The sequence below is a fragment of the Aquimarina pacifica genome (genome assembly GCF_000520955.1).
Classification (GTDB): domain Bacteria; phylum Bacteroidota; class Bacteroidia; order Flavobacteriales; family Flavobacteriaceae; genus Aquimarina; species Aquimarina pacifica.
Genome location: NZ_JACC01000011.1, coordinates 11,969 through 37,331, shown reverse-complemented (window position 1 = coordinate 37,331; position 25,363 = coordinate 11,969). Strand labels below are relative to the sequence as shown.

General features: G+C 34.2%; 20 protein-coding genes. 8 read left to right on the top strand and 12 right to left on the bottom strand.

Annotation, left to right across the window (positions count from 1 at the left end; translation table 11 throughout):
- The first annotated feature begins 97 nt into the window (after positions 1-97).
- On the top strand, positions 98-1,171 hold the full coding sequence (locus DZ60_RS22700; RefSeq protein WP_025741540.1) for a polysaccharide lyase family 7 protein: 1,074 nt from the start codon (positions 98-100) through the stop codon (positions 1,169-1,171).
- Positions 1,172-1,459: 288 nt separating this feature from the next.
- On the opposite strand, the gene DZ60_RS0107840 is transcribed toward DZ60_RS22700, so the two are convergent.
- The gene (locus tag DZ60_RS0107840; protein WP_241448731.1) at positions 1,460-3,484 is read right to left on the bottom strand and encodes an OmpA family protein; all 2,025 of its coding nucleotides are present in this window, start codon (positions 3,482-3,484) and stop codon (positions 1,460-1,462) included.
- A gap of 285 nt (positions 3,485-3,769) precedes the next feature.
- Between DZ60_RS0107840 and era the strand changes: the two genes are divergently transcribed.
- From era to der, 3 genes are all read left to right on the top strand, one after another.
- Positions 3,770-4,651, top strand: a complete 882-nt coding sequence (era, locus tag DZ60_RS0107835; protein WP_025741538.1) for a GTPase Era — start codon at positions 3,770-3,772, stop codon at positions 4,649-4,651.
- Between the two features lie 340 nt (positions 4,652-4,991).
- Positions 4,992-6,524 carry a choice-of-anchor I family protein gene (locus DZ60_RS0107830; protein WP_025741537.1) on the top strand — a complete coding sequence of 511 codons (1,533 nt, stop codon included), beginning with the start codon at positions 4,992-4,994 and terminating at the stop codon, positions 6,522-6,524.
- Positions 6,525-6,983: 459 nt separating this feature from the next.
- Positions 6,984-8,291, top strand: a complete 1,308-nt coding sequence (gene der / locus DZ60_RS0107825; protein WP_025741536.1) for a ribosome biogenesis GTPase Der — start codon at positions 6,984-6,986, stop codon at positions 8,289-8,291.
- A 62-nt stretch (positions 8,292-8,353) separates the two neighbouring features.
- On the opposite strand, the gene DZ60_RS25095 is transcribed toward der, so the two are convergent.
- From DZ60_RS25095 to DZ60_RS0107810, 3 genes are all read right to left on the bottom strand, one after another.
- Positions 8,354-8,503 (bottom strand): hypothetical protein, encoded by a 150-nt coding sequence (locus DZ60_RS25095; RefSeq protein ID WP_161634376.1) that lies wholly within the window; start codon positions 8,501-8,503, stop codon positions 8,354-8,356.
- 726 nt (positions 8,504-9,229) lie between these two features.
- A complete protein-coding gene (locus DZ60_RS25090) occupies positions 9,230-9,382 on the bottom strand; it encodes a hypothetical protein (protein ID WP_161634375.1) in 153 nt (50 codons plus the stop codon).
- A gap of 247 nt (positions 9,383-9,629) precedes the next feature.
- Positions 9,630-10,376 carry a LytR/AlgR family response regulator transcription factor gene (locus tag DZ60_RS0107810; RefSeq protein WP_025741535.1) on the bottom strand — a complete coding sequence of 249 codons (747 nt, stop codon included), beginning with the start codon at positions 10,374-10,376 and terminating at the stop codon, positions 9,630-9,632.
- Between the two features lie 96 nt (positions 10,377-10,472).
- On the opposite strand from DZ60_RS0107810, the gene DZ60_RS0107805 reads away from it, so the two are divergent.
- Positions 10,473-12,362 (top strand): tetratricopeptide repeat-containing sensor histidine kinase, encoded by a 1,890-nt coding sequence (locus DZ60_RS0107805; protein WP_025741534.1) that lies wholly within the window; start codon positions 10,473-10,475, stop codon positions 12,360-12,362.
- A 10-nt stretch (positions 12,363-12,372) separates the two neighbouring features.
- Here DZ60_RS0107805 and DZ60_RS0107800 read toward each other — a convergent pair whose 3' ends face one another.
- The 6 genes from DZ60_RS0107800 to DZ60_RS0107775 all read right to left on the bottom strand — a co-directional run bounded on the left by DZ60_RS0107800 (position 12,373) and on the right by DZ60_RS0107775 (position 16,655).
- Complete coding sequence (locus DZ60_RS0107800) at positions 12,373-13,098, bottom strand: TPM domain-containing protein (protein ID WP_152537393.1); 726 nt, start codon at positions 13,096-13,098, stop codon at positions 12,373-12,375.
- Positions 13,099-13,172: 74 nt separating this feature from the next.
- Positions 13,173-13,610, bottom strand: a complete 438-nt coding sequence (locus DZ60_RS0107795) for a TPM domain-containing protein (protein ID WP_025741532.1) — start codon at positions 13,608-13,610, stop codon at positions 13,173-13,175.
- The gene (locus DZ60_RS0107790; RefSeq protein WP_025741531.1) at positions 13,610-14,212 is read right to left on the bottom strand and encodes a LemA family protein; all 603 of its coding nucleotides are present in this window, start codon (positions 14,210-14,212) and stop codon (positions 13,610-13,612) included. The genes DZ60_RS0107795 and DZ60_RS0107790 overlap by 1 nt, the downstream gene beginning before the upstream one ends.
- 15 nt (positions 14,213-14,227) lie before the next feature.
- On the bottom strand, positions 14,228-14,557 hold the full coding sequence (locus DZ60_RS0107785) for a MerR family transcriptional regulator (RefSeq protein ID WP_025741530.1): 330 nt from the start codon (positions 14,555-14,557) through the stop codon (positions 14,228-14,230).
- A gap of 3 nt (positions 14,558-14,560) precedes the next feature.
- Positions 14,561-15,667 carry a CapA family protein gene (locus tag DZ60_RS0107780; RefSeq protein ID WP_025741529.1) on the bottom strand — a complete coding sequence of 369 codons (1,107 nt, stop codon included), beginning with the start codon at positions 15,665-15,667 and terminating at the stop codon, positions 14,561-14,563.
- 10 nt (positions 15,668-15,677) lie between these two features.
- A complete protein-coding gene (locus tag DZ60_RS0107775; RefSeq protein ID WP_025741528.1) occupies positions 15,678-16,655 on the bottom strand; it encodes a M23 family metallopeptidase in 978 nt (325 codons plus the stop codon).
- A gap of 358 nt (positions 16,656-17,013) precedes the next feature.
- Between DZ60_RS0107775 and alaS the strand changes: the two genes are divergently transcribed.
- Positions 17,014-19,647, top strand: a complete 2,634-nt coding sequence (alaS, locus tag DZ60_RS0107770) for an alanine--tRNA ligase (protein WP_025741527.1) — start codon at positions 17,014-17,016, stop codon at positions 19,645-19,647.
- A gap of 60 nt (positions 19,648-19,707) precedes the next feature.
- Entirely contained in the window at positions 19,708-20,655 is a 948-nt protein-coding gene (locus tag DZ60_RS0107765; protein WP_025741526.1) for a GSCFA domain-containing protein, read from the top strand.
- 77 nt (positions 20,656-20,732) lie between these two features.
- Here the strand turns inward: DZ60_RS0107765 and DZ60_RS0107760 are convergent, their stop codons facing one another.
- Positions 20,733-21,536 carry a hypothetical protein gene (locus DZ60_RS0107760; RefSeq protein WP_025741525.1) on the bottom strand — a complete coding sequence of 268 codons (804 nt, stop codon included), beginning with the start codon at positions 21,534-21,536 and terminating at the stop codon, positions 20,733-20,735.
- A 285-nt stretch (positions 21,537-21,821) separates the two neighbouring features.
- The gene (locus DZ60_RS0107755) at positions 21,822-23,588 is read right to left on the bottom strand and encodes an aromatic amino acid hydroxylase (RefSeq protein WP_025741524.1); all 1,767 of its coding nucleotides are present in this window, start codon (positions 23,586-23,588) and stop codon (positions 21,822-21,824) included.
- Between the two features lie 117 nt (positions 23,589-23,705).
- Between DZ60_RS0107755 and DZ60_RS0107750 the strand changes: the two genes are divergently transcribed.
- Complete coding sequence (locus DZ60_RS0107750) at positions 23,706-25,355, top strand: T9SS type A sorting domain-containing protein (RefSeq protein WP_152537392.1); 1,650 nt, start codon at positions 23,706-23,708, stop codon at positions 25,353-25,355.
- Positions 25,356-25,363 lie beyond the last annotated feature (8 nt).

The following is a 25,363-nucleotide window of genomic DNA, read 5'->3' as shown; positions in this document are numbered from 1 at the left end:
TCTCCTAATTCGATTTTTATCTCACATTAAAACATAGATTAAATGCTTTTTTTATCGATTAAGTGTTGGTTTTTATTATCTTAGACCAAATTCAAATATGATGATACAATTTATAAGCGCTTTAGTAATTGTTTTCGCTAGTTTTTCAATTACATCTTGTAGTTCGAATGAAGCCTTAAACTCTCCTGAAAATGAAATTGAAAATAACCATGATGCTGCTGTCGATAATTCAGATACAGAATCATCTAATGAAGAAAACCCTACAGAGGAGGAAGAGGTAGAAGAAGAAGCTGAGGAAACCGAAGAAACTACTGCTGAGCCTTGTGGTAGTTTAAATCCAAGCCTTTCTCCATCTGAAAATTTTGATTTATCTAGCTGGTACATTAGTTTGCCTACTGACAATGATAATAATGGAAAGGCCGATAGTACGTATGAAGCAGCTTTAAACAACGGTTTTGAACATCCAGATTATTTTTACACAGGTGAAGATGGTGGTATGGTGTTTAGATGCCCAGTACAAGGAGCCACAACCTCGTCAAACACTAAATACGTACGTGTAGAATTACGAGAAATGCTAAGAAATGGAGATACCAGTATTAAAAATACAGGTGTAAATAAAAATAATTGGGTATTTAGTAGTGCACCTACTGAAGACCTAAACGCCGCCGCCGCAGTAGATGGCGAAATGAGTGCGACATTAGCAGTAAATAAAGTAACCACTACTGGTAGTAATGGTCATATAGGTCGACTAATAATAGGTCAAATTCATGCCAATACTGATGAGCCTATCAGGATATATTACCGTAAATTAAAAGATAATACATTAGGTTCTATCTATTTCGCTCATGAAATAAATCATGGAGAAGATACCTATTATTACATGATTGGTGATAGAGGGAACAATAGTGAAAACCCCGAAGATGGAATTGCCCTTAATGAGAAGTTTTCTTATACCATAAAAGTAGTAGGTAATGAAATGTGGGTGACTTTATCCCGCGAAGGAAAAGAAGATATTATTCAGTATGTGGATATGAGCGAAAGTGGTTATGATGAAGGTGGACAATATCAGTATTTTAAAGCAGGTATTTATCATGCCAACAATACAGGGGATGATGATGATTATGCCCAAGTAACTTTCTATGAATTAGAAACATCCCATACGCAACTTTAAAACATGTTTTGACATGAACATTATTTTTAAGTTACTGTGGTTTTTAGTAGTTACTTAATTGATATCAACGGTTCATATTATGTAGACTTTTCAATTTACCGAAACAAAATGCTCTTTTTTAGATCTGTCTCAGAAGAAAAATTAGCTGATTTTCTTTTAATAGCACATGGAACGTACAATTGGGATAATACTTTTTTAAAAAATCGTATCCTTTGTAAGAAAAAATGTAGATTAATGGAATTATATGAATCTGTGTATAAGTCTTATGTTTCTACTCCAAGAGAGGGTTTAATCAGTACCAATTCTTGTAATAATAAACTCACTCCTTCTATTTTCTTGATGTTGTTCTTCTGTACATGGGGTATCATCCGTACAATTATTAATTGGGCGTCGTTCTCCATAAGCCTTGCCATGTAATCTGCGCCAATCAATCCCTCCTTGTCTTACCAAGTAACGTATGGTCGCTCGCATACGTTCTACACTAAGTTTTTTATTGTACCAATGACTGGATCTACTATCGGTATGCGAACATACATCGATTTTCATTTCTGGATATTTTTTAAGTACCGAAATTATTTTTTGTAGTTCTACTTCATCATCAGAACTAATAACTGCATCGTCGATTCCAAAATAGATGGGTTCAAGTTGCAGTGTTTTAGACAGATCATCACCAATATTAATCTCGACGGTAGTAGATAAAAGTGTAGTTTCATCAAGTTTTAACGGGATATGAACGGTATGTGTAAACTCAAAAGTATCATCACTTGTCAAATCAATATCTCTCGGTAGAAAATTGTCTAATTCTGTTCTCAGGATATAGTTGGTTTCACAATCGATAGTAAACTTATATAGGCCATTATCATCAGAGATCATTCGGTCTATGACATTTCTAGAGTCATCTAATAATGTGATGCTTGCTCCAATTAGAATTTCATTTGTTCTACTATTTTTTACGGAGCCTTCTATATATTGAAGACAGGAAGTAATTAATTCTTCGGTTTGTTTGAAGCTATATAGGTCATCATTCCCTTTACCTCCTTTTCTATTGCTGGCAAAAAAACCAACACCAGTATCATCATTAATTACAAAAGTAAAATCATCCTTTGGGCTATTTATAGGTCTTCCTACATTAAAAGCATTAGAAAAACCAGTTTCGTCTGGTTTGGCAATAAAAATATCCAGTCCTCCTAACCCAACATGGCCATCACTGGCAAAATATAATGTGCCATCTTTACTAATATAGGGAAACGTTTCTCTACCCTCTGTATTGATTGAGGCTCCTAGATTTCTTGGACTACTAAATTTTCCATTACCCAGAATGTCTACTACGAATAAGTCTGATTGACCTATGGTACCTGGCATATCACTAGCAAAGTATAATTTACTTCCGTCAGCACTTAAGGCAGGATGTGAAACCGAGTAATTATTACTAGAAAATGGTAACTCTACAATATCTCCCCATCTATCATTTTTGAAGGTAGCTTGATAAAGTTTCAGTAAAATAATCCCTTCTTTATTTTTTCCTATTCTATTGTTATTATAATTATTTCTCGAAAAATACACTGTTGTTCCGTCTTCGCTAAAAGTAGCTGATGACTCATGAAATTTTGAGTTAATTGGACCTTTTAATTTTACGGGTTCATCAAGATTTAGTTGGTCTTCTGAGATATTCGAAGAATAAAAATCCAGAAAAGGCATTTTGGTCCATCCATGAAGTTTTGTATCACTGACATTTTTTTCTCTAGAAGAAGCAAAAATGATTTGATTTTTTCCATTAAAACTGGGTGCATACTCAGAATTTTCTGAATTGATACTCAAAGAATATAAATCAAATTTTCCTGATTGCATATCTATAAAATCGAGATAGTTTCTTTTTTCTATAAATTGTGTAGCTCTTTTATCCCCTTTGGTAAACTCATAAAATTGATTCATTATTTGGTCAGATTCCTGATAGCGTTCTACACTTTTTAAACTTTGTGCATATCTGAATAGATATTCAGGGTCGAGATCTTCAGGGTAGTTTTGGATTAATTTTTCATACCACTCTACAGAGTTTTCCATATCCGCAGTAAAATAATATGAATCTGCTAATTTAGAAAATAAGTTTTTAGATGTATATCCTTGCTGTGCTACATCCAAATAGATAGCTCTTGCATCGATATATGCAAATTCTTTAAAAACCTGATCAGCTTTTGCTATGATTTTACTTTGATCTTGAGAGAGGATAGGAGAGGAGAATATAACTGCAAAATAAAAAAAGAGATATTTTTTTATTGCAAAAATTTGTGTAAAAAGTATTAAATTTTTTTTCAAACGAATCCGAGATTTAATTGCGAGAACGAGTCTTCACGGGGTTCTTGAAAACAAACTTATGTTAAATTTAGTAAAATTTTGATTAAAAAAAAATTCTTGATCAATAGTTTAGTAACATCTTTTTACCTGTAAATGTTAATAAACTGATATCGTTTTTTTCAAAAAATAAAAAGTAGGTTTTTAAATGAGATTAGAAAAGTTTACGCTTACGACACCGTATTCAGGCCTTAGTTATTGTTTTACTGGGCAATATTCATTTACCTTTGCGTAATTAAAATTCTTTTTATGACGCATAAAGCTGGTTTTGTAAATATAATAGGAAATCCTAATGTAGGGAAATCTACATTGATGAATGCTTTTATTGGTGAAAAACTGTCTATTATAACATCTAAGGCTCAGACTACAAGACATCGTATTCTGGGAATTGTAAATGGAGAAGATTTCCAGGTAATTGTATCAGATACACCTGGTATAATAAAACCAGCGTATGAACTTCAGGAGTCAATGATGGGATTTGTAAAATCTGCTTTCGAAGATGCTGATGTACTTATATATATGGTAGAGATAGGAGAGAAAGAACTTAAGGATGAGGTGTTTTTTAATAAAATTACCAATGCAAAAATCCCTGTATTACTATTACTTAATAAGATAGATCAATCTAATCAAGAACAGTTAGAGGAACAAGTTCAGTTTTGGGCACAAAAAGTACCAAGTGCAGAATTATATCCAATTTCTGCTCTCGAAAATTTTAATATCAAAGAAGTTTTTGACAGAATTGTAGAATTGCTGCCAGATTCGCCTCCTTTTTACCCAAAAGATCAACTTACAGATAAACCCGAACGTTTTTTTGTTAATGAAACAATACGAGAAAAAATCTTAGAGAATTACAAAAAGGAAATCCCTTATGCAGTCGAAGTTGATACCGAAGAATTTTTTGAAGATGAGGATATAATCAGAATTCGATCAGTTATTATGGTCGAGAGAGACTCTCAAAAAGGAATTATCATTGGTCATAAAGGATCTGCACTAAAAAGAGTTGGAACGCAAGCGCGTAAGGATCTTGAAAAATTCTTTGGAAAAAAGATACATATAGAATTATACGTTAAAATCAATAAAAATTGGCGGAGTAATAATAATCAATTAAAGCGGTTTGGATATAACAATTAAATTGACCTTGATGGCAATCTCCTGAAAATTTTATTGCCCCAAAATTTGTATTGGCGATAATACATTAGGTGCTTTCGAGGTTCTTGATTTTTTTGTTTAACACATAATCGTTAAAGTTTTGCATAGGAATAGTCAATTTTCTTCATTGATTTATTTTATAATAATTAGAAAAAAAGGGGATAGAATGTTTAGAGAGTTGTTATTGAGATCTAAAGAATAAGTATATGTAAATAAAGTATATATGAGCATATCTTTTTATGTTAATTATTTATACTTACCATAACGTTTAAGAAATATTTGTTGTGAATTTTAGAGGGTTTAATCACACAAATTATTCAACATGAAAATCTTCAACAAATTGTTTCTTTTTTCTCTATTTTTTTCAGGACTATTCAGTGCTTGTAATTTAGACGACTATCATGGTGGTGTCGGGAGTGCCGAATTGACATTTACAAAAATAGGTAGTCTTTTTAATGGTTCGGGAGATGAAGGGTTCGCAGAAATCTCTGCCTTTGATCCAAAAACAAATAAACTTTTTATCGTAAACCCAAATGATACAGAACTTTCTGTTTGGGATATTTCTGATCCAAGTTCTCCAGTTAGTGGCACAGATATACCGCTTTCGGGTATTCCTAATAGTGTTGCAGTTCATGACGGTATGGTAGCAGTTGCCTTAGAGAATGCCATAAATAAACAGGATAATGGTGTGATTGCAGTCTATGATTCAGGCTCTCAAGTTCTAATTAATACCTATGCTGCGGGTGCATTGCCAGATATGGTAACATTTAGCCCTAATGGTAAATACATTATTGTTGCAAATGAAGGAGAGCCTAATGATGAGTATACAGATGATCCAGAAGGTTCAATAACCATTATAGAAGTTGCAACAGAGCAAATTTCACATCTTGATTTTACTGCATTTAATGGGCAAGATATTGGGAATGATTTTAGGGTTTTTGGACCTAACGCCTCCCTTGCTCAAGATGTAGAACCAGAATATATAGCTGTTTCTAAAGATTCTAAGAAGGCCTATGTGACACTACAAGAGAATAATGGATTAGCAATAGTAGATTTAAGAACAAAAACAATAACCGATGTTATTGGGTTGGGAGTAAAGGATTATAGTGTATCGAATAATCAAATAGATGCTAGTGATAAAGATGACGTTTTAGGCAACTTTAAGAACTGGCCAGTCCTTAGTTTTTATCAGCCCGATGCAATCGAATTTGTCTCCATAAGAGGAACCGGGTATTTGGTTACCGCTAATGAAGGAGATGCAAGAGATTACGATGGTTTTTCTGAGGAAGACAGAGTAGGTGATCTTACTCTTGATCCAATGGTGTTTCCTAATGCAGAAGCTTTACAATCTGAAGAAAATTTAGGGAGGTTAAAGATTACCAATGCCAACGGTGATATAGATGCAGATGGAGATTATGACGCTATTTATGGATATGGGGCCCGATCTTTTACTATATGGTCAACTAATGGAACTGTTATTTATGATAGTGGAGATCAAATAGCTAAAACAATTTTTGATATAGATACCAATGCGTTTAACAGTAATCAAGGGGATGGGCCCGATAGCCGATCTGATGATAAAGGTACTGAACCCGAAGCTGTAGTAACCCTAAAAGTTAAGGATAGAACTTTACTTTTTGTAGGGCTAGAGCGAACAGGAGGAGTTATGGTGTATGATATGACTAATCCATCAAATCCTACATTTTTAGAATGGTTGTATGATGAAAATGATATTGCCCCAGAAGGGTTGATTGCAATAAAAGGAAAAGATAGTCCTACCGGGAATGATTTGATCATTGTTACCAATGAAGTATCAAACACAGTAGCGATTTATGAAATTGATAGGAATCACTAAAATAAATATTTCTGTATTCAATTGTGCTAATTGCCTTCAAAATAAGATGTTAAAGTTATCATTAAAGATGTTAAATATTTATCCATAAAAACTTTGTTGTTTTACAGTAACCAACTAAGGTACAATACTTGTTATCTTTGATTTGAGTAATTATTTCACTGACTGACTATCAATTTTTGAAAAGTTCCATGGACCCAAATGCGGGACATGGAATTTTTTTTTGCCACCTTCATATTTATTTTCATTCTTTAGCTGGACTAAATAACCGGATGAATTTTATGATAAAGAACATTGTCCTTCTGAGTATTATATAGAATTATTTCCAAAAAAGAACCTCAATATATTAGAGTTGCCAAAAAGAAACAGCGAAAAGAAAGACATTTTAGTTTAGGTAGATATTTAAGAGTGAGTTCTAAAATAAAAAGTCTAATTTTGTGCAAAATTTAGAAAAAGATAATAATGAGTGGTATTGTAGCAATTGTTGGACGACCAAATGTCGGAAAATCAACATTCTTTAATCGATTAATTCAAAGAAGAGAAGCGATCGTTGATGCTGTAAGTGGTGTTACACGAGACCGTCATTATGGAAAAAGTGATTGGAATGGTGTTGAGTTTTCTTTAATTGATACTGGTGGATATGTAGTTGGTAGTGATGATGTTTTCGAATCAGAAATAGATAAACAAGTAGAGTTAGCTATAGAAGAGTCAGACGCCATTATTTTTATAGTCGATGTAGAGTCTGGGGTAACAGGAATGGATGAAGATGTAGCAAACTTACTTCGCAAAGTTGATAAACCTGTATTTCTTGCCGTTAATAAAGTAGATAATACCAAGAGGGCAGCAGATGCGGTAGAGTTTTATAGTTTGGGATTAGGGGAGTATTATACGATCGCAAGTATTAATGGTAGTGGTACAGGAGAACTTTTGGATGCATTAGTAGAAGCTTTGCCAGAGAAAGAAGAAGATGTTCAGGATGATTTGCCTAGATTTGCTGTAGTTGGTAGGCCTAATGCAGGAAAATCTTCTTTTATTAATGCCTTAATAGGAGAAGATAGATACATTGTAACTGATATTGCAGGTACCACTAGAGATGCAATTGATACCAAGTATAATCGTTTTGGTTTTGAATTTAATTTGGTAGATACAGCAGGAATACGCCGTAAGTCCAAAGTAAAAGAAGATCTTGAGTTTTATTCTGTAATGCGCTCAGTTCGGGCGATAGAGCATAGCGATGTGTGTTTAATTGTTTTGGACGCGACACGAGGCTTTGATGGACAAGTACAGAACATATTTTGGTTGGCAGAACGCAACCGTAAAGGGGTAGTGATTCTTGTAAACAAGTGGGATCTTATAGAAAATAAAGAAAGTAATACGCTCAAAGATTTCGAAAAATACATCCGAAAGCAAATAGAACCTTTTACAGATGTTCCTATTGTATTTATTTCGGCGTTAACAAAACAGCGTTTGTTTAAAGCAATAGAGACTGCTGTCGATGTATATAAAAATAGATCAAAAAAGATCAAAACTAGTGAGCTTAATGATACGTTGTTGCCTATTATTGAGCGTAGCCCACCACCAGCATATAAAGGGAAGTATGTGAAAATAAAATATATTACCCAATTACCTACACCGCAACCGCAGTTTGCATTTTTTTGTAATCTACCACAATATATACGAGATCCTTATAAACGTTTTCTTGAGAATCAATTACGTAAAGAATTTGATTTTCACGGAGTACCTGTTTCGGTGTATTTAAGGAAGAAATAATAAAAAAACAGCTTATCGTTATTTGGATAAGCTGTTTTAATATTTATCTGCAAAAAAATATATTACTTATTTGCATTGTCAGAATTGTCAATAGGTTTAGGTGGTGCACAAGGATCAATACCACAGTTTGCTCCGATAAATCCACCAGAAATAGTGCTTTGTTGAGTTTTACTTAAAGTTGTGAAGTTTTTTAAATTTGATAATGCTTTCATATTAATAAATTTAATGATTTGTTATTCCCTGATTTTCTTTTAAGGCATTCAGGGTGTTCTGCCTTTTTTTATAAATGTTTTAGCTCATTTTTTCGAGGGTATAAAGAGACCAAAACTATCAACTGTTATTTTGGGTAGCATACTTCCGGATTGTCCAATGTGCAATCTGAGTAAATACAGATACGCTTACAATGACTTTTCTTAAGTATTCATACATCTCTATATTAATGATGCATGATTTAAAAAATATAACAAGACAATGTGAATGTGATTTGGGTATTTCAAATGTAAGCTTCGAAAAAGCAAAAGAATTTTTTTGTTAAACCCAGTTTAGGTTATTATACTTTGTCATGAGGCTTTAAAGCCCAATAAAAGCTAGTATTTTTTGTTTTTGATAGGTGCCTATTTCAGTGTACTTAGGGAAAGAGTTACGTAACGATAGTCTTAAAAACAAAAAGCACATCTTGATAAAGATGTGCTTTTGATATTGTAAGTTTAACCCGCTTTATGTGCTAGAACTTTGTAATGAAGCTTAAAAATGCAATAGGATCACTGTAAAGCCAATGGTTTGGCTTTATATAAAGAGGCCAGATGATGTGGGGAAATGTTTTATTGATTTTCAGCGTAGCTATCTACGGTTAAATTGAAAAACAGAGCAAAGCTTAAGGTTTTCCGTCAGTTTTCAAGATGTAATAAATTTTCTAATGCATAAAGCGGGGTTAATGACTATTCGTTTATAATATCCCAATCATCTTTCTCTTCAGAATCACATGGTGATGGTTGCAGGCCATTATTACAGATATAAAGTCCACCATTGATACTTTGTTGTTGTACTCTGTTAAGTGTTTTGAATCCTTTTAAACTTGATAAATTTGTCATAAATTTGTTTTTTTAAATAATTATTTTCCCTGAACATTTATAGACACTCGAGGATTATGTCTTTCTTATTGTACACTGTTATTTTCGAGGGATCTTTCTCAAAAAATTATATACATAAGATTGTATTCAAATTCCTTTTAAATTTTAGACATAGTTAGTCGTAATAGCGCTTAACGACAACCTAATTGTTGTAAGTGATACGAAAACTTTGGTAAACGATAAGAAAGAAGAGGTAAGCGATATATGGTTATGAAAGGAGCTTAATCAAATCTGACAAATTCGATTTATTTCTTTGTGAAACCATAATCTTTTCTTTAGTATTAAGTATTATAGCCTCTTTTTTATAAATAGAACTAATGTGTTTTACATTTATTAAGCAAGAACGATGTACCTTAAAAAAGCCTTTGTGAGATAATAATTCATCATAATACTTTAGTGTATTTGATGCAAGTAATTTTTTGCCATTAGATAGAAAAAAAAGCGCATAATTATTGTCGGCCTCACACTTTATTACATCGTTTAGATTCACCATAATATGCTCATTATTGACATGAAGCATCAACTGCGAAAATTGATCCTTGATAAACTTTGAGAACACTTCGTATTTGGCAAAAGAAAACATACGCTCCTTAAGGGTTTTATACCTTTTTATAACATGCTCAAGTTTTGATAATTCAATGGGTTTTAGAATGTAATGAAAAGCATAATGTGCTATGGCTTTTTCTAAGTATTGATTATGAGCAGTTACAAATATAACTTCAAAATTAGAATTATCAATATTATCTAGTATTTCAAAAGCATTACCGTCTTTTAAAATGATATCCATAAATACAATTTCAGGCTTTAGAGTATTGATCATTTTTATAGAAGCTTTGATCGTATCACAATGACCTATGATTTCAATAGTGTCTAGATTCTTATCAATAAGTAATTTTAGATCATCAAATGCGTCTTGATCATCTTCTATTATGATAGTCCTAATTTTCAGATCCATATCCTTGTATTACATTTTTTAAATACTGACTATAGTGAATATTTACTTAGATTTTTTTTCTAGTTTTAACAAACTTAAAATAATAGTTTGAATAACATGTACAAATTTACAGTCGCATTTTTTTTAATAACAAGTGTCTTTTATGCTCAGACAAAAAAAATCACTCAACAAGAATTAGATACAATTAAATTATACAGAGCTTCTTCTCAAAAGTTAGATAGTTTCAAAATGTATTTGGAGCGTGATAAAAGTTTGTTAGGTTGGACATATTATTATGGCAATAAGGGAGTTCAACAGTATTTTGAAAAAGAGTATGACTCTGTGTTGTATTATAGCCAAAGTGCTGTGGATAATTATAAAAGATCCTCTGTAAAGCGCGATCTAGATGCGGAAAGTTTATTGATAACTTATTTTTATATTGGTACTGTTTTAAAACATAAAAAACAGTACAAAAGAGCGATAGAGAATTTTCATAAATCGTTAAATTTGTCAGAAAAATATCCCTATAAATTTAAGTCATATATACTTGCTGGGATCGCTAGCTGTCATCTGGAGTTAGGAAATCCGGAAACCACATTAAAATACTATAAAAAGACGTTGAAAGATTCTTTTTATATGTCTATTCCGAGAACAAATATTGCGGCTCATACGAAAATTGGTGTTGTTTATTTGTATGAGAAAATCGATGAAGACTCTGCTAAGTTTTATTTAAAAAAGGCATTAGACAAATCAATTCAATCTAATGTTACAGGAAATATTACAGCGATCCATTCTAATTTGGGTTACTTGTATGAAAAAAACAATAGCATTGACTCGGCGGTATATCATTATAAACAACAAGAAGAAGCCTATATTAAGTTTAAACCAAAGTATGAGTTGGCCAATTTATTTGTTTTGGCAAATAAAATTTATGTAGAGCTTCAAGAGGAACACTATCAAAAAGCATTGACTAATTTACTGGTATTGGAGGACTCAATAAAAGTAATAGAAAAAATTGACAGGAATGATTATGAATTATATCAATCATTTTTAGATCGTAACATATTATATCATAAAAAAACAAATAATCATAAAGAAGCATATAAACTGCTTGAGGAGAAAAATAACTATATCAAGACTTTTTACGAAAAGCTTTTTAAGGAGAAAATTAATGACTTAGAAGTTGCGTATCAAAGTAATCAAAAAGATGAGTCAATATCTCAACTTGAAGAAACTACGAAGTCGCAGAAGGTGATTATCAAGCAACAGAATGTTATTGCCATTAGTATAGGGACATTATTGGTTTTGTTTTTGGTACTGGGAGGAGTGCTGTTGAGACAAAGAAACCTACAGGGTAGATATGAAAAGGTTAGTTTAGAGCAGCGCCTTTTGCGATCTCAAATGGATCCTCATTTTATTTTTAATGCACTTAGTGTTATTAGGTCTTTGATCAATAAAGATACAGAGAAGGCAAGGATATATATATCAAATTTTTCTAGTCTGCTTCGACTTATTCTTAATAATTCTAGAGAAGAATTTGTCTTATTAGAAGATGAAGTGATGGCATTAGAGAATTATCTGGTCTTACAATCAGATTTCAATAATAAATTTAACTATACACTTAGTGTAGATAGATCTCTGGATCAAAATAGAATTTGTATACCTCCTATGTTGATTCAGCCCTTTGTTGAAAACTCTGTAGAGCATGGAATTGAGAAAACAGATAAAGGAGAAATACGTGTTACACTTTCTTCTTATTATGATAAGAAATTAATTAAATGTATAATTGAAGATAATGGTATTGGTTATACTCAAGGAAAAAATAGGAAGAGAAAAGTCAATGGGGGGTATGAATCTTTATCTACTGATATAGTTCGAGAGAGGCTCGATATTTATAGAAAAAAGTTTAAAACAAAATTTAAATTTCAAATAGAAGATAAGATTGATGAATTCGACCAGGTCATAGGGACTCAAGTCATTATTTTGATTCCTTATTTAGAGGATTAACATCTTGTCACTACCAACTTCCTCCGGCTCCGCCACCTCCGAAACCACCACCTCCGAAACCACCGCCAAAGCCACCACCACCAAAACTACCGCCAGAAGATCCGCCACCAAAACCACCACGTCCCATGTTACTTAGGATTATAATGTCTAATAAACTGCCTCCTCGCGATCTATTACCTCGGTTTCCGCTACCATCGTTATGATTGCTTTTAGAAAATGCTCTAATGATGATAATGATAAAAATTAAAAGCATGAACAACTGTCCTATGGGGAGGTTATTATTGCCTTTTCGGGATCCTTTAAAAGTGCCATCAAGAACTGCAAAAATTGCTGAGGTTCCTTTGTCTAAACCTGTATAAAAATTACCTGATTTAAACTCCGGAGTAATGATTTGATCAATAATTGTTTTGGTCGTAAAGTCCGTTAATTTTTCTTCGACACCATATCCTGTAGTGATCCATATTTTTCTGTCATTTTTGGCAACCAATAGAAATACACCGTTATCCTCATCTTTTTGACCAATCCCCCATTTGTGTGCCCATTCTGCAGCATAGAGTCCAATATTTTCGCCTTGTAATGAAGTAATAGTGGCAACCACTATTTGAGTAGAAGTTGTGTCAGCGTAGCGAATTAGTTTATCTTCTAATTGCTTGGCTTGAGACTTTGACAGCATACCAGCTTCATCAAATACCGAAGTTTGTAGTGATGGTTTCTGAGGTATTGTTCGTTGCGCCATTACTATGTTTATAGAACATAAATAAATAGCGATACTCAGAAAAAAGAGTGGTATAGTTTTTTTGGCACCTTTCATTAGCCTTTTGAGATTTCATCTGAGAGTTCATTGGTATCTGTATGATCCCACGGAAAATATTTTTGTAATTGAGCACCTGCGCTTAGAATTCCATTAATAATACCATTACAAAAATTACCTGCTCTAAATTGTTCGAGAATCGCATTTTTTGTCTGTTCCCAAAAATTATCAGGAACTACTTTATCGATCCCTTGGTCTCCTACAATGGCAAAAAGGCGATCCTCTACAGCGACATAAATTAATACACCATTGCGTTGTGCTGTAGTATCCATTTTGAGTTGATGAAAAACTTCTGATGCTCTCTCTAAAACATCTAGTTGGGTATGGGGTTCTAGGTGTACCCGAATTTCTCCGGATGTCATTTTTTCGGCATCTCTTATTGCAGCAATAATTTGCTGTTCTTGAGCTGCGGTAAGAAATTCTTCGACTTTAGACATTACTTAAAATCAAAATCAACATCAGGAGCTTTTTCTGTTCCGGCATCTGCTTCGAATCTAGTCATTTCTTCGAAATTACTAAAAAGGCCTAAGATGAAATTATTAGGGAAAATTTGAAGGTGTTTATTATAGGTTCCGACTTTCTCATTAAATCGATTACGTTCTACATTAATTCTATTTTCTGTCCCCTCTAATTGTGTTTGTAGATTCATAAAGTTCTGATTTGCTTTAAGATCAGGATAACGCTCTACGGTTACCAATAATTTAGATAAGGCAGAGGTTAATCCTCCTTGTGCTTGCTGAAATTGAGCCATTTGGTTAGGCGTGATATTGCTAGGATCAATAGTTACCGAAGTAGCTTTTGCACGTGCTTCGATTACTTCTTTAAGAGTGTTACGCTCAAAATCGGCAGCACCTTGCACAGTTTTTACCAGATTTCCGATAAGGTCACTACGCCGTTGGTAGGCACTTTCTACATTAGACCATGCAGTTTTTGCATCTTCTTGAAGTGTAATTGCCGTATTGTATCTTCCTACAAAAAGAGAGTAGATAACGCCAATAATTATTACAATTACGATTATGGGGATTAAAAACTTTTTCATGAGTCAATTGATTTGTTATAATTGTTCTTTAATTTTAAGTAGTTGTCCTTTGATAGATTCTAATTTTCTGATAATATCAAAACTATCTAAGGCATCTTGTTTTTGTTCTTTGAGGTGAATTTTTGCTCCTTCGAGTGTAAATCCTCGTTCTTTTACTAAATGGTAGATTAGCTCAAGGTTTTTGATGTCTTCTGGAGTGAATTTTCTATTACCTTTAGCATTTTTTTTGGGTTTAAGAATGTCAAATTCTTTTTCCCAGAATCGAATTAGAGACGTATTAACGCCAAATGCATCAGCAACCTCACCGATACCATAGTACATCTTTTTAGGTAAGTCTACATACATAGTTTATTCTTTTTGTTGTGTAAAACTTCCATCATCCTCAAAAATCAACTTGCTTTCAGGGAAATCTTCGGCGGTTAACTTTTTAATTTCTTTCAGTGCTCTTTTTTTATCATCTATAAATGGATAAATCTCATCAATTTGTCGTGCAGAATGCAATACCCCTTTTATAAAATTACCATCGGTATCGATTTCAATTTCTGCAATAGGAGCATATCCTTTGATTCCGCTGAGGTTAAATCGTGAGTATGTACAAAAATTACCTAAACTATAGGCGATAAATTTATTGTTATATACTTCAAAGGCTCTAGAGACATGAGGCCCATGACCGAGAACAATATCGGCACCTGCATCAATTAATGTGTGGGCGAATTTATAAACATCCCCACGGTCTTCACCATAAAAACGTTCGGTTTTTCTAGGAACATGAGTGTATTTAAGTCCTTCGGCTCCACCATGAAAAGAGACAATCACAATATCTACCTTTTGTTTAAGTTCAATTACTATCTTTTTTGCATTGGTTAAGTTATGAATTTTTACACAATCTTTGTTGGGAGCAAAGGCACAAAATCCATATGTAATTCCATTTTTCTCAAAAATTGTGGACGGTTGTGCAAAAACTCCGGCATAGGCAATACCATGTTGGGTTAATACTTTTGTCGTGTTTTTAATACCGATTGGACCAAAGTCACCTATATGGTTATTGGCAATACTCATTACGTCGAACCCAGTTTCTTCGAGATATTTACCAAAGTATTCGGGAGATCGAAAAGAATAGCATTTAGAAGGATCAGAACAGCGTTTTGCATTTTCTCCTTCATCGGTTAGGGTACCTTCTAGATTACCAAATAAAATATCTGCGTTAGTCAGGATACTATTTACATCATCAAATGGTCCTTTGCCCTCAGGAGGGAGATAGCTTGTATTAGGGAAATCAGTACCCATCATAATGTCGCCAACGGCCATTATTTTGATGCTTTTGGGAGCTGCAAGTTCTTGCTGTGTTTTTTTTGCGATGACAAACATCGAATCAATAACTTCTTTCGAATATTTTTGGGATTGTATAGAGCTACTGAAACCAAAAATGATGGCTAAAAGAAGAAGTTTACGCATTGATTGGTGTTTAGTCTAAAGTTTCGTTAATCAAATTAGAGGCTTTGAGCATTTCGCTAAACTCTTCAGAAGTTAAGCTGCCATAATAAAAGTTACGGGGATTAATACGTTCACCATCTTTAAATATTTCGTAGTGTAAATGAGGAGCTACCGATCTTCCGGTACTTCCTACAAATCCGATAACATCTCCACGTTTTACTTTTTGTCCTTTTTTGACATTGTATTTGCTTAAATGTGCGTAGAGACTAACATAATTAAAGCCGTGATCAATTCGTATATGTCTTCCGTATCCTGTTGAATTAGCATCTGCTCTGGTGACAACGCCATTGCCAGAAGCATAAATGGGTGTTCCTGTAGCTGCCGAAAAGTCCATTCCGTAATGAAACTTTCTTGCCTTTGTAAACGGGTCACTTCTCCACCCATATCCAGATGCCATTCTTTTTAAGTCAGAGTTTTGTATTGGCTGAATTGCCGGTATAGTTGCTAATAATTCTTCTTTTTGTTTGGCCAAATCTGCAATTTCATCGAGTGATTTTGATTGCACTACAATTTGTTTTGTTAGCTTGTCTATTCGCTCACTACTGTGTATAATAATATCAGAATTATCAAATCCTTCTAAATTTTTATACCTGTTAACACCGCCAAAACCTGCGTTACGCAAGGCTTCAGGAATAGGATTTGCGCCAAAATATAAACGATAAATATTGTCATCACGTTCGGCAATTTCTTGTAGAATATTCTCGTCACGCTTGAGTCGCTTGTTCATCAGGTCATACTGAAGTTGCATGTTCTCTAGCTCTCTGCGATAAGCTTTTTCTTTGGGGGTCTCTAACTGAGGAATATTTAAATAAATAAGAAGAAGGATAAAACCGGCTAAAAAAGACCCGATGATACTTAATGCTGCTATACCAAATTTTCGCCCCTTTTTTTGCTCTATTCTGCGATATGATAGCGTGTCACTATCATAGTAGTATTTAATCTTTGACATAATTTAAAATATGCTATTTTTGCAGGATATCAACCAATGTGTGGCATGTTAAAAAACATGACATCACAACAAATATAATAAATTGTTGTAAAGTTTGAGGTAAATCAATGGTTTTCTGTTAAATGATTCTTGCATGTAATCCTTGTAAGGTATTGTTTTTTAGATAATTGAGAGGTTTTTTTTTGAGTTTGAAAGCACGAGGTAAAAAGTGATTTTTATTCAAAACTCCACGATTAGAGGTGTATTTTAAAAATAGTTATAAGTGTTATTTAAAGAATACAGTTTGGATCAGATCTCAAAATATAGACTTAAGAGTATCGGTTTGATATGATAATTAATGAAGTAAAATAGTAGACTTGTGAAATCCCAAGAAATAAGAAATCAGTTTTTAGAGTTTTTTAAATCCAAAAAACACGGTATTGTGGCATCTGCCCCTATGGTAATCAAAGATGATCCCACATTAATGTTTACAAATGCAGGGATGAACCAGTTTAAGGAGTTCTTTTTAGGGAATAGTATTCCTAAAAGTAACCGTATCGCAGATACTCAAAAATGTTTGAGAGTAAGTGGTAAACATAATGACTTAGAAGAGGTGGGTATGGATACCTATCATCATACGATGTTTGAAATGCTCGGGAATTGGAGTTTTGGCGACTATTTTAAGAAAGAAGCTATCCAATGGGCTTGGGAGTTATTAACAGATGTATATGGTCTTGATAAAGATATACTTTATGTTTCTGTTTTTGAGGGAGCAAAAGAAGATGATTTGGAGATGGATCAGGAAGCATATGACCTATGGAAAGAAATTGTGCCTGAGGACCGCATTATTATGGGGAATAAGAAGGATAATTTTTGGGAAATGGGAGATCAGGGGCCTTGTGGTCCTTGTTCAGAGATTCATGTTGATTTGCGGTCAAAAGAAGAGAAAGCTAACATATCGGGTAGGGATTTGGTGAATCAAGATCACCCTCTAGTAGTAGAGATCTGGAATTTGGTTTTTATGCAATATAATCGCAGAGCAAACGGGTCTCTAGAAAAACTGCCTGCGCAGCATGTAGATACAGGTATGGGATTTGAGAGATTATGTATGGCATTACAAGGAGTAAAGTCTAATTATGATACAGACGTCTTTACACCTTTAATACGTGAAATAGAGACCATCACTAATTCAACATATGATAAACTTAGTGCACCTACAGACAAAGACGGTAAAGTAAGTGTAGCAATTCGGGTAATAGCGGATCATGTTAGAGCAGTTTCGTTTTCTATTGCAGATGGGCAATTGCCAAGTAATACAGGCGCAGGTTATGTAATTCGTAGAATTTTGCGCCGAGCAATACGATATGGTTTTACATTTCTAAATACCAAAGAGCCATTTATTTATAAATTGGTAGAGACATTGAGTTCGCAAATGGGGAGTACATTTCCTGAACTTAAATCTCAGAAAAACCTTATTGTAAATGTTATTAAAGAAGAAGAAAATTCTTTCTTGAGAACGCTAGATCAAGGATTGACACTTTTGGATACTGTACTAAAGAATACTGATGGTAAAGTGGTATCGGGAGAGAAGGCGTTTGAGTTGTATGATACTTATGGTTTCCCTATAGATTTAACAGCGTTAATTCTAAGTGAGCAAGGGTATGAGTTAGATGAGAAGAGTTTCGAGGTTGAGTTACAGAAACAAAAGGATAGATCTAGAGCAGCATCACAAGTTTCTACAGGAGATTGGGAGCTTTTAGTTTCAGATGTTTCAGAAGAATTTATAGGGTATGACCATCTCTCTAGCGATGTTATGATTACACGATACAGAAAAGTAGATAGTAAGAAGGACGGAGCTTTATATCAGTTAGCATTCGATAAGACTCCTTTTTACCCAGAAGGAGGAGGACAAGTAGGAGATAAAGGGTATTTAGAGGCTGCAAATGGTGATGTTACCTATATTATCGATACTAAAAAAGAGAATAATGTGATCATGCATTTTGCAAAAAATTTGCCTAAAAATATTTCTGACAAATTTAAAGCAGTAGTAGATAATAAACAAAGAGCAAGAACAGCATCCAACCACACGGCAACACACTTATTGCATCAGGCATTGCGATCAATTTTGGGGACACATGTAGAACAGAAAGGATCCATGGTTCATAGTGGTAATTTACGTTTTGATTTTTCGCACTTTGCAAAAGTGAGTAGTGATGAGTTACAACAAGTCGAAGATTTTGTAAATGCTCGTATTAGAGAACATTTGATGCTAGATGAACAACGAGGGATCTCGTATGAAAAAGCTATTGAACAAGGTGCTATTGCTTTATTCGGAGAAAAATACGGAGATTCGGTAAGAGCAATTCGATTCGGAGAATCAATGGAGTTATGCGGTGGAATTCATGTTGAGAATACAAGAGATATTTGGCATTTTAAGATAACATCAGAAAGTGCAATAGCAGCAGGGATTCGACGAATAGAAGGTATAACAGGAGATGCAGCAAAAGAGTATTTTACTTCTCAGTCAGAATCATATAATCAGGTAAAAGAAGTATTGAAAAATGTGAAAGATCCTGTAAAAGCGATAACGTCTTTACAAGAAGAAAACACTAGTCTTAAAAAGCAGATTGAAGCTCTTCTCAAGGATAAGGCTAAAAACCTTAAAGGAGAACTCAAGTCCCAATTTGAAGATATTAATGGGATTCAGTTTTTGGCCAAGAACGTAGATCTGGATGCGTCAGGAATTAAGGATTTATCATTTGAGTTAGGAGGAGAAGTCGATAATATATTTGTGGTATTTGGTGCTGAACAGAATAATAAAGCGCTATTATCATGCTACATTTCGAAGAACTTGGTAGAAGAAAAAGGGTTAAATGCTGGGCAAGTAGTTCGTGAACTCGGTAAATACATCCAAGGTGGTGGTGGCGGTCAACCATTTTTTGCAACTGCAGGAGGTAAAAAACCAGAAGGAATTCTTGAAGCATTAGATAATGCAAAGCAATACATAAAATAATAAATGACAACATAACATGTCATCACTCTCTTCCTTAAGGTATGAGAGTATGTAGAGGGTATGAAATTACAAACAAAAATACCAATTCAAGAGCAGCAGCCAAAAATAGGGTATGATAGTGAAATCGTACTTCTGGGATCTTGTTTTGCCGAAAATATAGGTGATAAATTAGCGTATTTTAAGTTTAAAAATAGCATAAATCCTTTTGGGATTTTATTTCACCCTAAAGCCATAGAAACTTTTTTATGGATGGCCTCTCAAGGAGAGCGATATACAGAAACGGATCTTTTTTATGTAAACGAGCAATGGCATTGTTTTGATGCGCACTCAGCCTTAAGTGGCCCTGATAAGAATGAGGTGTTAGCAAGTCTTAATGAGGCCTTGTTGCTTACTAAAGAAGAGTTAAAGTCAGCAACACATGTTGCGATAACCCTAGGGACAGCATGGGTCTATAAATTGAAGGCATTAGATATGCTTGTAGCTAATTGTCACAAGATTCCCCAAAGAGAATTTGTAAAAGAATTACTCGCTGTAAAGGATATCGAACAGAGTCTTCAGAATTGTATACACTTAATACGCAGTATTAATCCTTCTGTACATATTATGTTTACGGTATCCCCTGTGCGACATAGTAAAGATGGTTTTGTGCAAAACACAAGGAGTAAGTCTCACTTAGTTACTGGTGTACATACTGTACTGGATAGAAACCAGAATGTATCTTATTTTCCTGCATATGAGATTATGATGGATGAGCTTAGAGATTATCGTTTTTATGATACTGATATGATCCACCCTTCTGTGTTGGCCATTGAGTATATTTGGGATCGTTTTTCTAAAACTTGGATTGAAGAAAAAGTATATCCAATAATGAGAAAAGTAGAAGAGATTACCAGAGGATTAAACCATCGTGCTTTTAATCCTAATAGTAAGCAACATCAGGACTTTCTGCAACAGCTTCAATTCAAAAAACAAGAACTACAGGAAACATATCCTTTTATGGATTTTTAGAAAATAAACTTTTGTAGCGCTTAGATTGGCGCTACAAAAGTATACTTCGGGTTGTGCATTTGTATCTATTTCTAAAGTCACCCCATACCTTGACCAGCCCTTCTGTTATTGTTCTGATTCTGGCGTCTACCTCGGGCAGGCTGATTTCCTAGACCATTTTGGTTTTGGGCAGCTGCTCCTGGAGGAAGTTGTCCTAGACCTGCTAAATTCTGCTGTTGGTTTACAGGATTATTTCGAACAGGTAATGCCGGTATTGGTCTATGTTGTCTCGGTTGTCTCGGAGCAACATACGGGGGTACAATACCTTGTCTTTGTGCTAAAGATCCTGTTAAGAGTTGTTCGTTCTGCACTACAGTATTGCGATTTTGTTGTGTTGGTGGTGTAACACCTCGAGCAAATCTCATGTACTGAGGCGGTATATTATTGAAGCGAGTAGTAACGTCAGTGATTTGTTGCGCAGTAGGATATTGTATTTGTTGTTGTGCTGCTTGAAAAGATGCTTCTAACAAGGGTATCGCCTGTTGTATGATTGGAATGAGATTAGCTGTTGTGATATTTCCATTAGTAGGAATCATTTGCTGAATTTGTTGCATAACGCCTTGAGCGTTTTGCAAAACTCCAGGAGCTAGCTGTTGCTGTACTTGTAGGTTGTTTATGTTTTGCAAGCGAGTGTTGATAAGACCCGCTATGTCTCTGTTCGGAACACGATTAATCCCCGGTTGGTATGCAATATTTTGTTGATACATAGTGATTAAATCATGACGAAAATTAGCAAGCTCTTGTTGTATTGATTGAATTTCTATTGAGCGATTAATTTGACGAGTATAATTTCTAACGTCTCTCAAAGTATTCATGTGCATTACTGATGCTGGTACTCTCATAATAAATAGTATTTTAAAGTTAATATTCAGTGTATTTATTTATGTAGAAAATAGTGCTGTATTTTTATTATCTACAAGATTAAATCTATGGCAAATACTACTTAGTAAGAAGTACAAAGTAATACACGATGAATTTGAGGTAATGATCGGGTGTTTTATAGGTTATCCCAAAAATTACTTCAAATATCTTATTACTATTTATAGTGATTATATGTGCTAAGAGGTTGTATTAGTTTATAAAATCAGTAGATTTTACTAGGAAACATGAAGAGTGTCTTTCTAAAGTTATAAACTATGTGTTTCTTGATAGTTGTTTACTGTTTTGAGACCACCATCAATAAGATGAGCAATTTGGGGTTTTTTAGTTTTTAATTGGGTAAGATGTTCTAGAATAACATTGGCAAACGCCATATCTCTATCATGTACTAACTCATAGATTTCTATCGAAAGTAACCAGTCATCGGTATGGTCGGTTTTTATGATTTCGAATATTCCTTCCAGAGAAAATTTGGCATTTTTACCTTCTCTGATATTTCGAACACTTTGATACAAGTCGTGAAGCTCTTGTTGCTCATGAGTATACGTTTTTTTTACAGCAACCGAAGAAGGGTTATAGGTGATTAGATCAAAAGATTGATCATCTGCAGGTCCAGAAAATGCCGAAATAATTTCTTTGCCAACGGCTAGATCAAAGGTTCCCCATTCTGGTTTAAAGAGATACTCTTCTTGATACATAATAGTACATTCACTAAACTGAATAATAATTAATTCCCCTTTTATATTTCGGGTTCCGGTAATAATTGTTCCTGAAACCGTAATGCCACTATCAAAAACGAATTCGGCATATTTTCCTTCGTGTAGATTATAGGCTTTTAGATCTCTAGGAGACATGTTTTCTATGGCAAGATTAATTCCTTTTAGCTTTCCTAAAGGAGAGCCAAAACCTTTATTATGTGTTGTAGTTCCGTGACCGATAAGTTCTTTTTTGCTGTAAGAAAGCGCTGTAGGACCTTTGGTTTCAAAATAAATTACTTGATTATCTTCATTTGTAATCATTCGAGTAAAAGTTCCTGAGATTTGTAATCCGGTACTTAATTCTATGGTTCCTAAGTTTTCTGACGCTATTAATTTTTTAAGTCCACGATGCCCGCCTTTTCGTAAAGCCATAGTGTCTGCAAATTCCTCTAAAACTTGACATAAGTATGCAAAATCCGGAGTTACAAATAGCTGCGGTTGTGGTTTTGTAATGTCAAAATCCTGAAAAGCCGCGTCTGGAGAATAGGGTAGTTTTTTTACATGATCAGTCATGCACCATTCACTTTCTCCAATAGAAGATAATAAGCCCGCGCCATAGATACTTGGGTTTTCAGGAGTCCCAATAAGTCCATATTCTACAGTCCACCAATGCAGATTACGTATCAATGCCATTTCTGATGGTGTTTCTTTTATATCTTGAAGAGCTTCAATTCTTTCTTCGGCTTTTTTAATATCCTTTGGATTAGTATTCTGTGCTTCTTTTAGGATAGAGAGTTCGCGGATGGCCTCGTACATATCATAATCTTTTTTAGAAGAGATAGCCTTACAGCCAATTTTTCCGAAACGTCTTAGGTATTCTGCATAATCAGGATTCGCAATAATCGGAGCATGCCCTGCGGCTTCATGAATGATATCGGGAGCCGGAGTATATTCAATATTTTCAAGTTGCCTTATATCTGAAGCAATAACAAGAATATTATAGGCCTGAAACTCCATAAATGCATTTGGCGGAATAAAACCATCAACTGCTACCGCTGCCCAGCCTATTTCTTTAAGAATTCTATTCATACCATACATACTAGGAATTTCGTCAGTAGAAATCCCTGTTTTTTTTAACCCATTGAGGTAAGAACTATGGGCTACTTTACTTAAAGAAGTGATGTTTTTACGCATAACATATCTCCATACCGCTTGATCAATAGGAGTGTATTCATCATAATTTTGAGGTTTTATGAATTGTTTTAAATGATCCGGAAGTTTATCTATCAAGGGGTTGGATGTTATATTTGCAGACATATTTTGAAAATATATTTTGGTCAGAATGAAATGAAATCGAAAATTAATAGTTTTATTTTAATATAATAGTATATTTAAATGGTTAAATTTGTTTACGTTTAGTTAAAAAAGAAAGTTTTGAATTTCAAATTGTTATTAGTGGCAGTGATGTGTGTATTCTTTATGAATGCTCAGGTTACTAATGAAGATGTGCCTGTTAGTTGGAAACTAGGATTGACTAGCAAACAAGTGAATACTTCTGTGTTCATGAAAGATTTTGATCTAAATACGATTATAGCAGAGGATGCACAAAATGATACAGACAAATCAATACCTTATAGATTCGGATATGAATTAAAAGTGGATTTGGGTCTAGAGAATTCTGGAAGCTGGTATACATTGGATAATGGGGATAGAATTTGGAGAATTAATATTGTTTCTGAAGGAGCCAAAACAATGAATTTTATTTTAGATTCATATAACATTCCTGAAGGAGCTACATTATATGTATACAATAATGACAGGTCAGATCTTCTGGGAGCGTATACGAATATTTTTAATAGACCTGATCAAATGTTAGGAACATGGTTGATAGAAGGAGATGACGTTTGGTTAGAATATTTTGAGCCTGTTTCGGTATCGGGAGAAGGAGATATTCATATTTCAAAGGTGATACATGGATATCGTTCTGTTACTAATGAAGAGATAGAATCAAAGGCATTAGGCTCATCAGGTAGTTGTAATCGTGATGTAGATTGTTCTATTGGGGATGATTTTGACGAGTTAAAAGAACGATTAAAGCACGCTGTAGGGTTTATTATTATGGACGGGTTCGTTTGTACAGGTACCCTTATTAATAATACAAGTAATGATAAAGCTCCTTATTTTTTAACAGCTAATCATTGTAATGGTGGTAATACAGCTACTTGGGCATTTCGTTTTAATTGGATTAGCCCTGTCCCTTCTTGTGCTACAAATACAGAAAGTGTAGATGCTGTAATTAATCAAACAACTAGTGGCGCAACGATATTGGCTACCAATACAGAATCTGATTTTAGATTATTAAGATTAGATGGTGGCTTAGATGATTCTTGGGATCTAGAATGGGCTGGATGGGATAGAACTGGTAATAAACCTGCTTTTGTAGTAGGAATCCATCATCCGTCTGGTGATATTATGAAAGTGTGTAGAGAGGATAATGGGGCAAATGATGCCGGAAAAGTGTCTATTGGAGGTATTAGTTTACCAGTCGATTCATGGGAGGTAGAAGATTGGGATTTAGGTGTTACCGAAGGTGGTTCGTCTGGCTCTGCTCTCTTTGATCAAAATGGTAGAATTGTTGGTCAACTTGCTGGAGGAGGTGCCCTTTGTTCGGGATTAACCGATAACGGAGCTCCAGATTATTATGGTAGATTTGTTATTTCTTGGGATTTTGGGAGTTCTGATTCCTCTAGACTTTCGAACTGGTTAGATCCAGAAAACACAGGAGAAGGAACCTTGAATATGCTTTCTCAGCAAGATACAGGACCTACAGAACCCGAAGAGATTCAGGGAGATGTTGATGTGTTTTTTAATATCACAAAAAGTACTGTTACTGTTGCTAATGCTGTAAGCCCAACACTGCAATATATCATTTATGATATGACCGGTCAGAAAGTAAAATCGGGACGATTAATATCTAGAGAACAAGAAATAGACTTATCTGATAAACCCGCCGGAATGTATTTTGTAAATATAGAGAATACTGAAAATGGTGCTTCATTTACCAAAAAAGTAATTATCCTGTAGACTTTTAC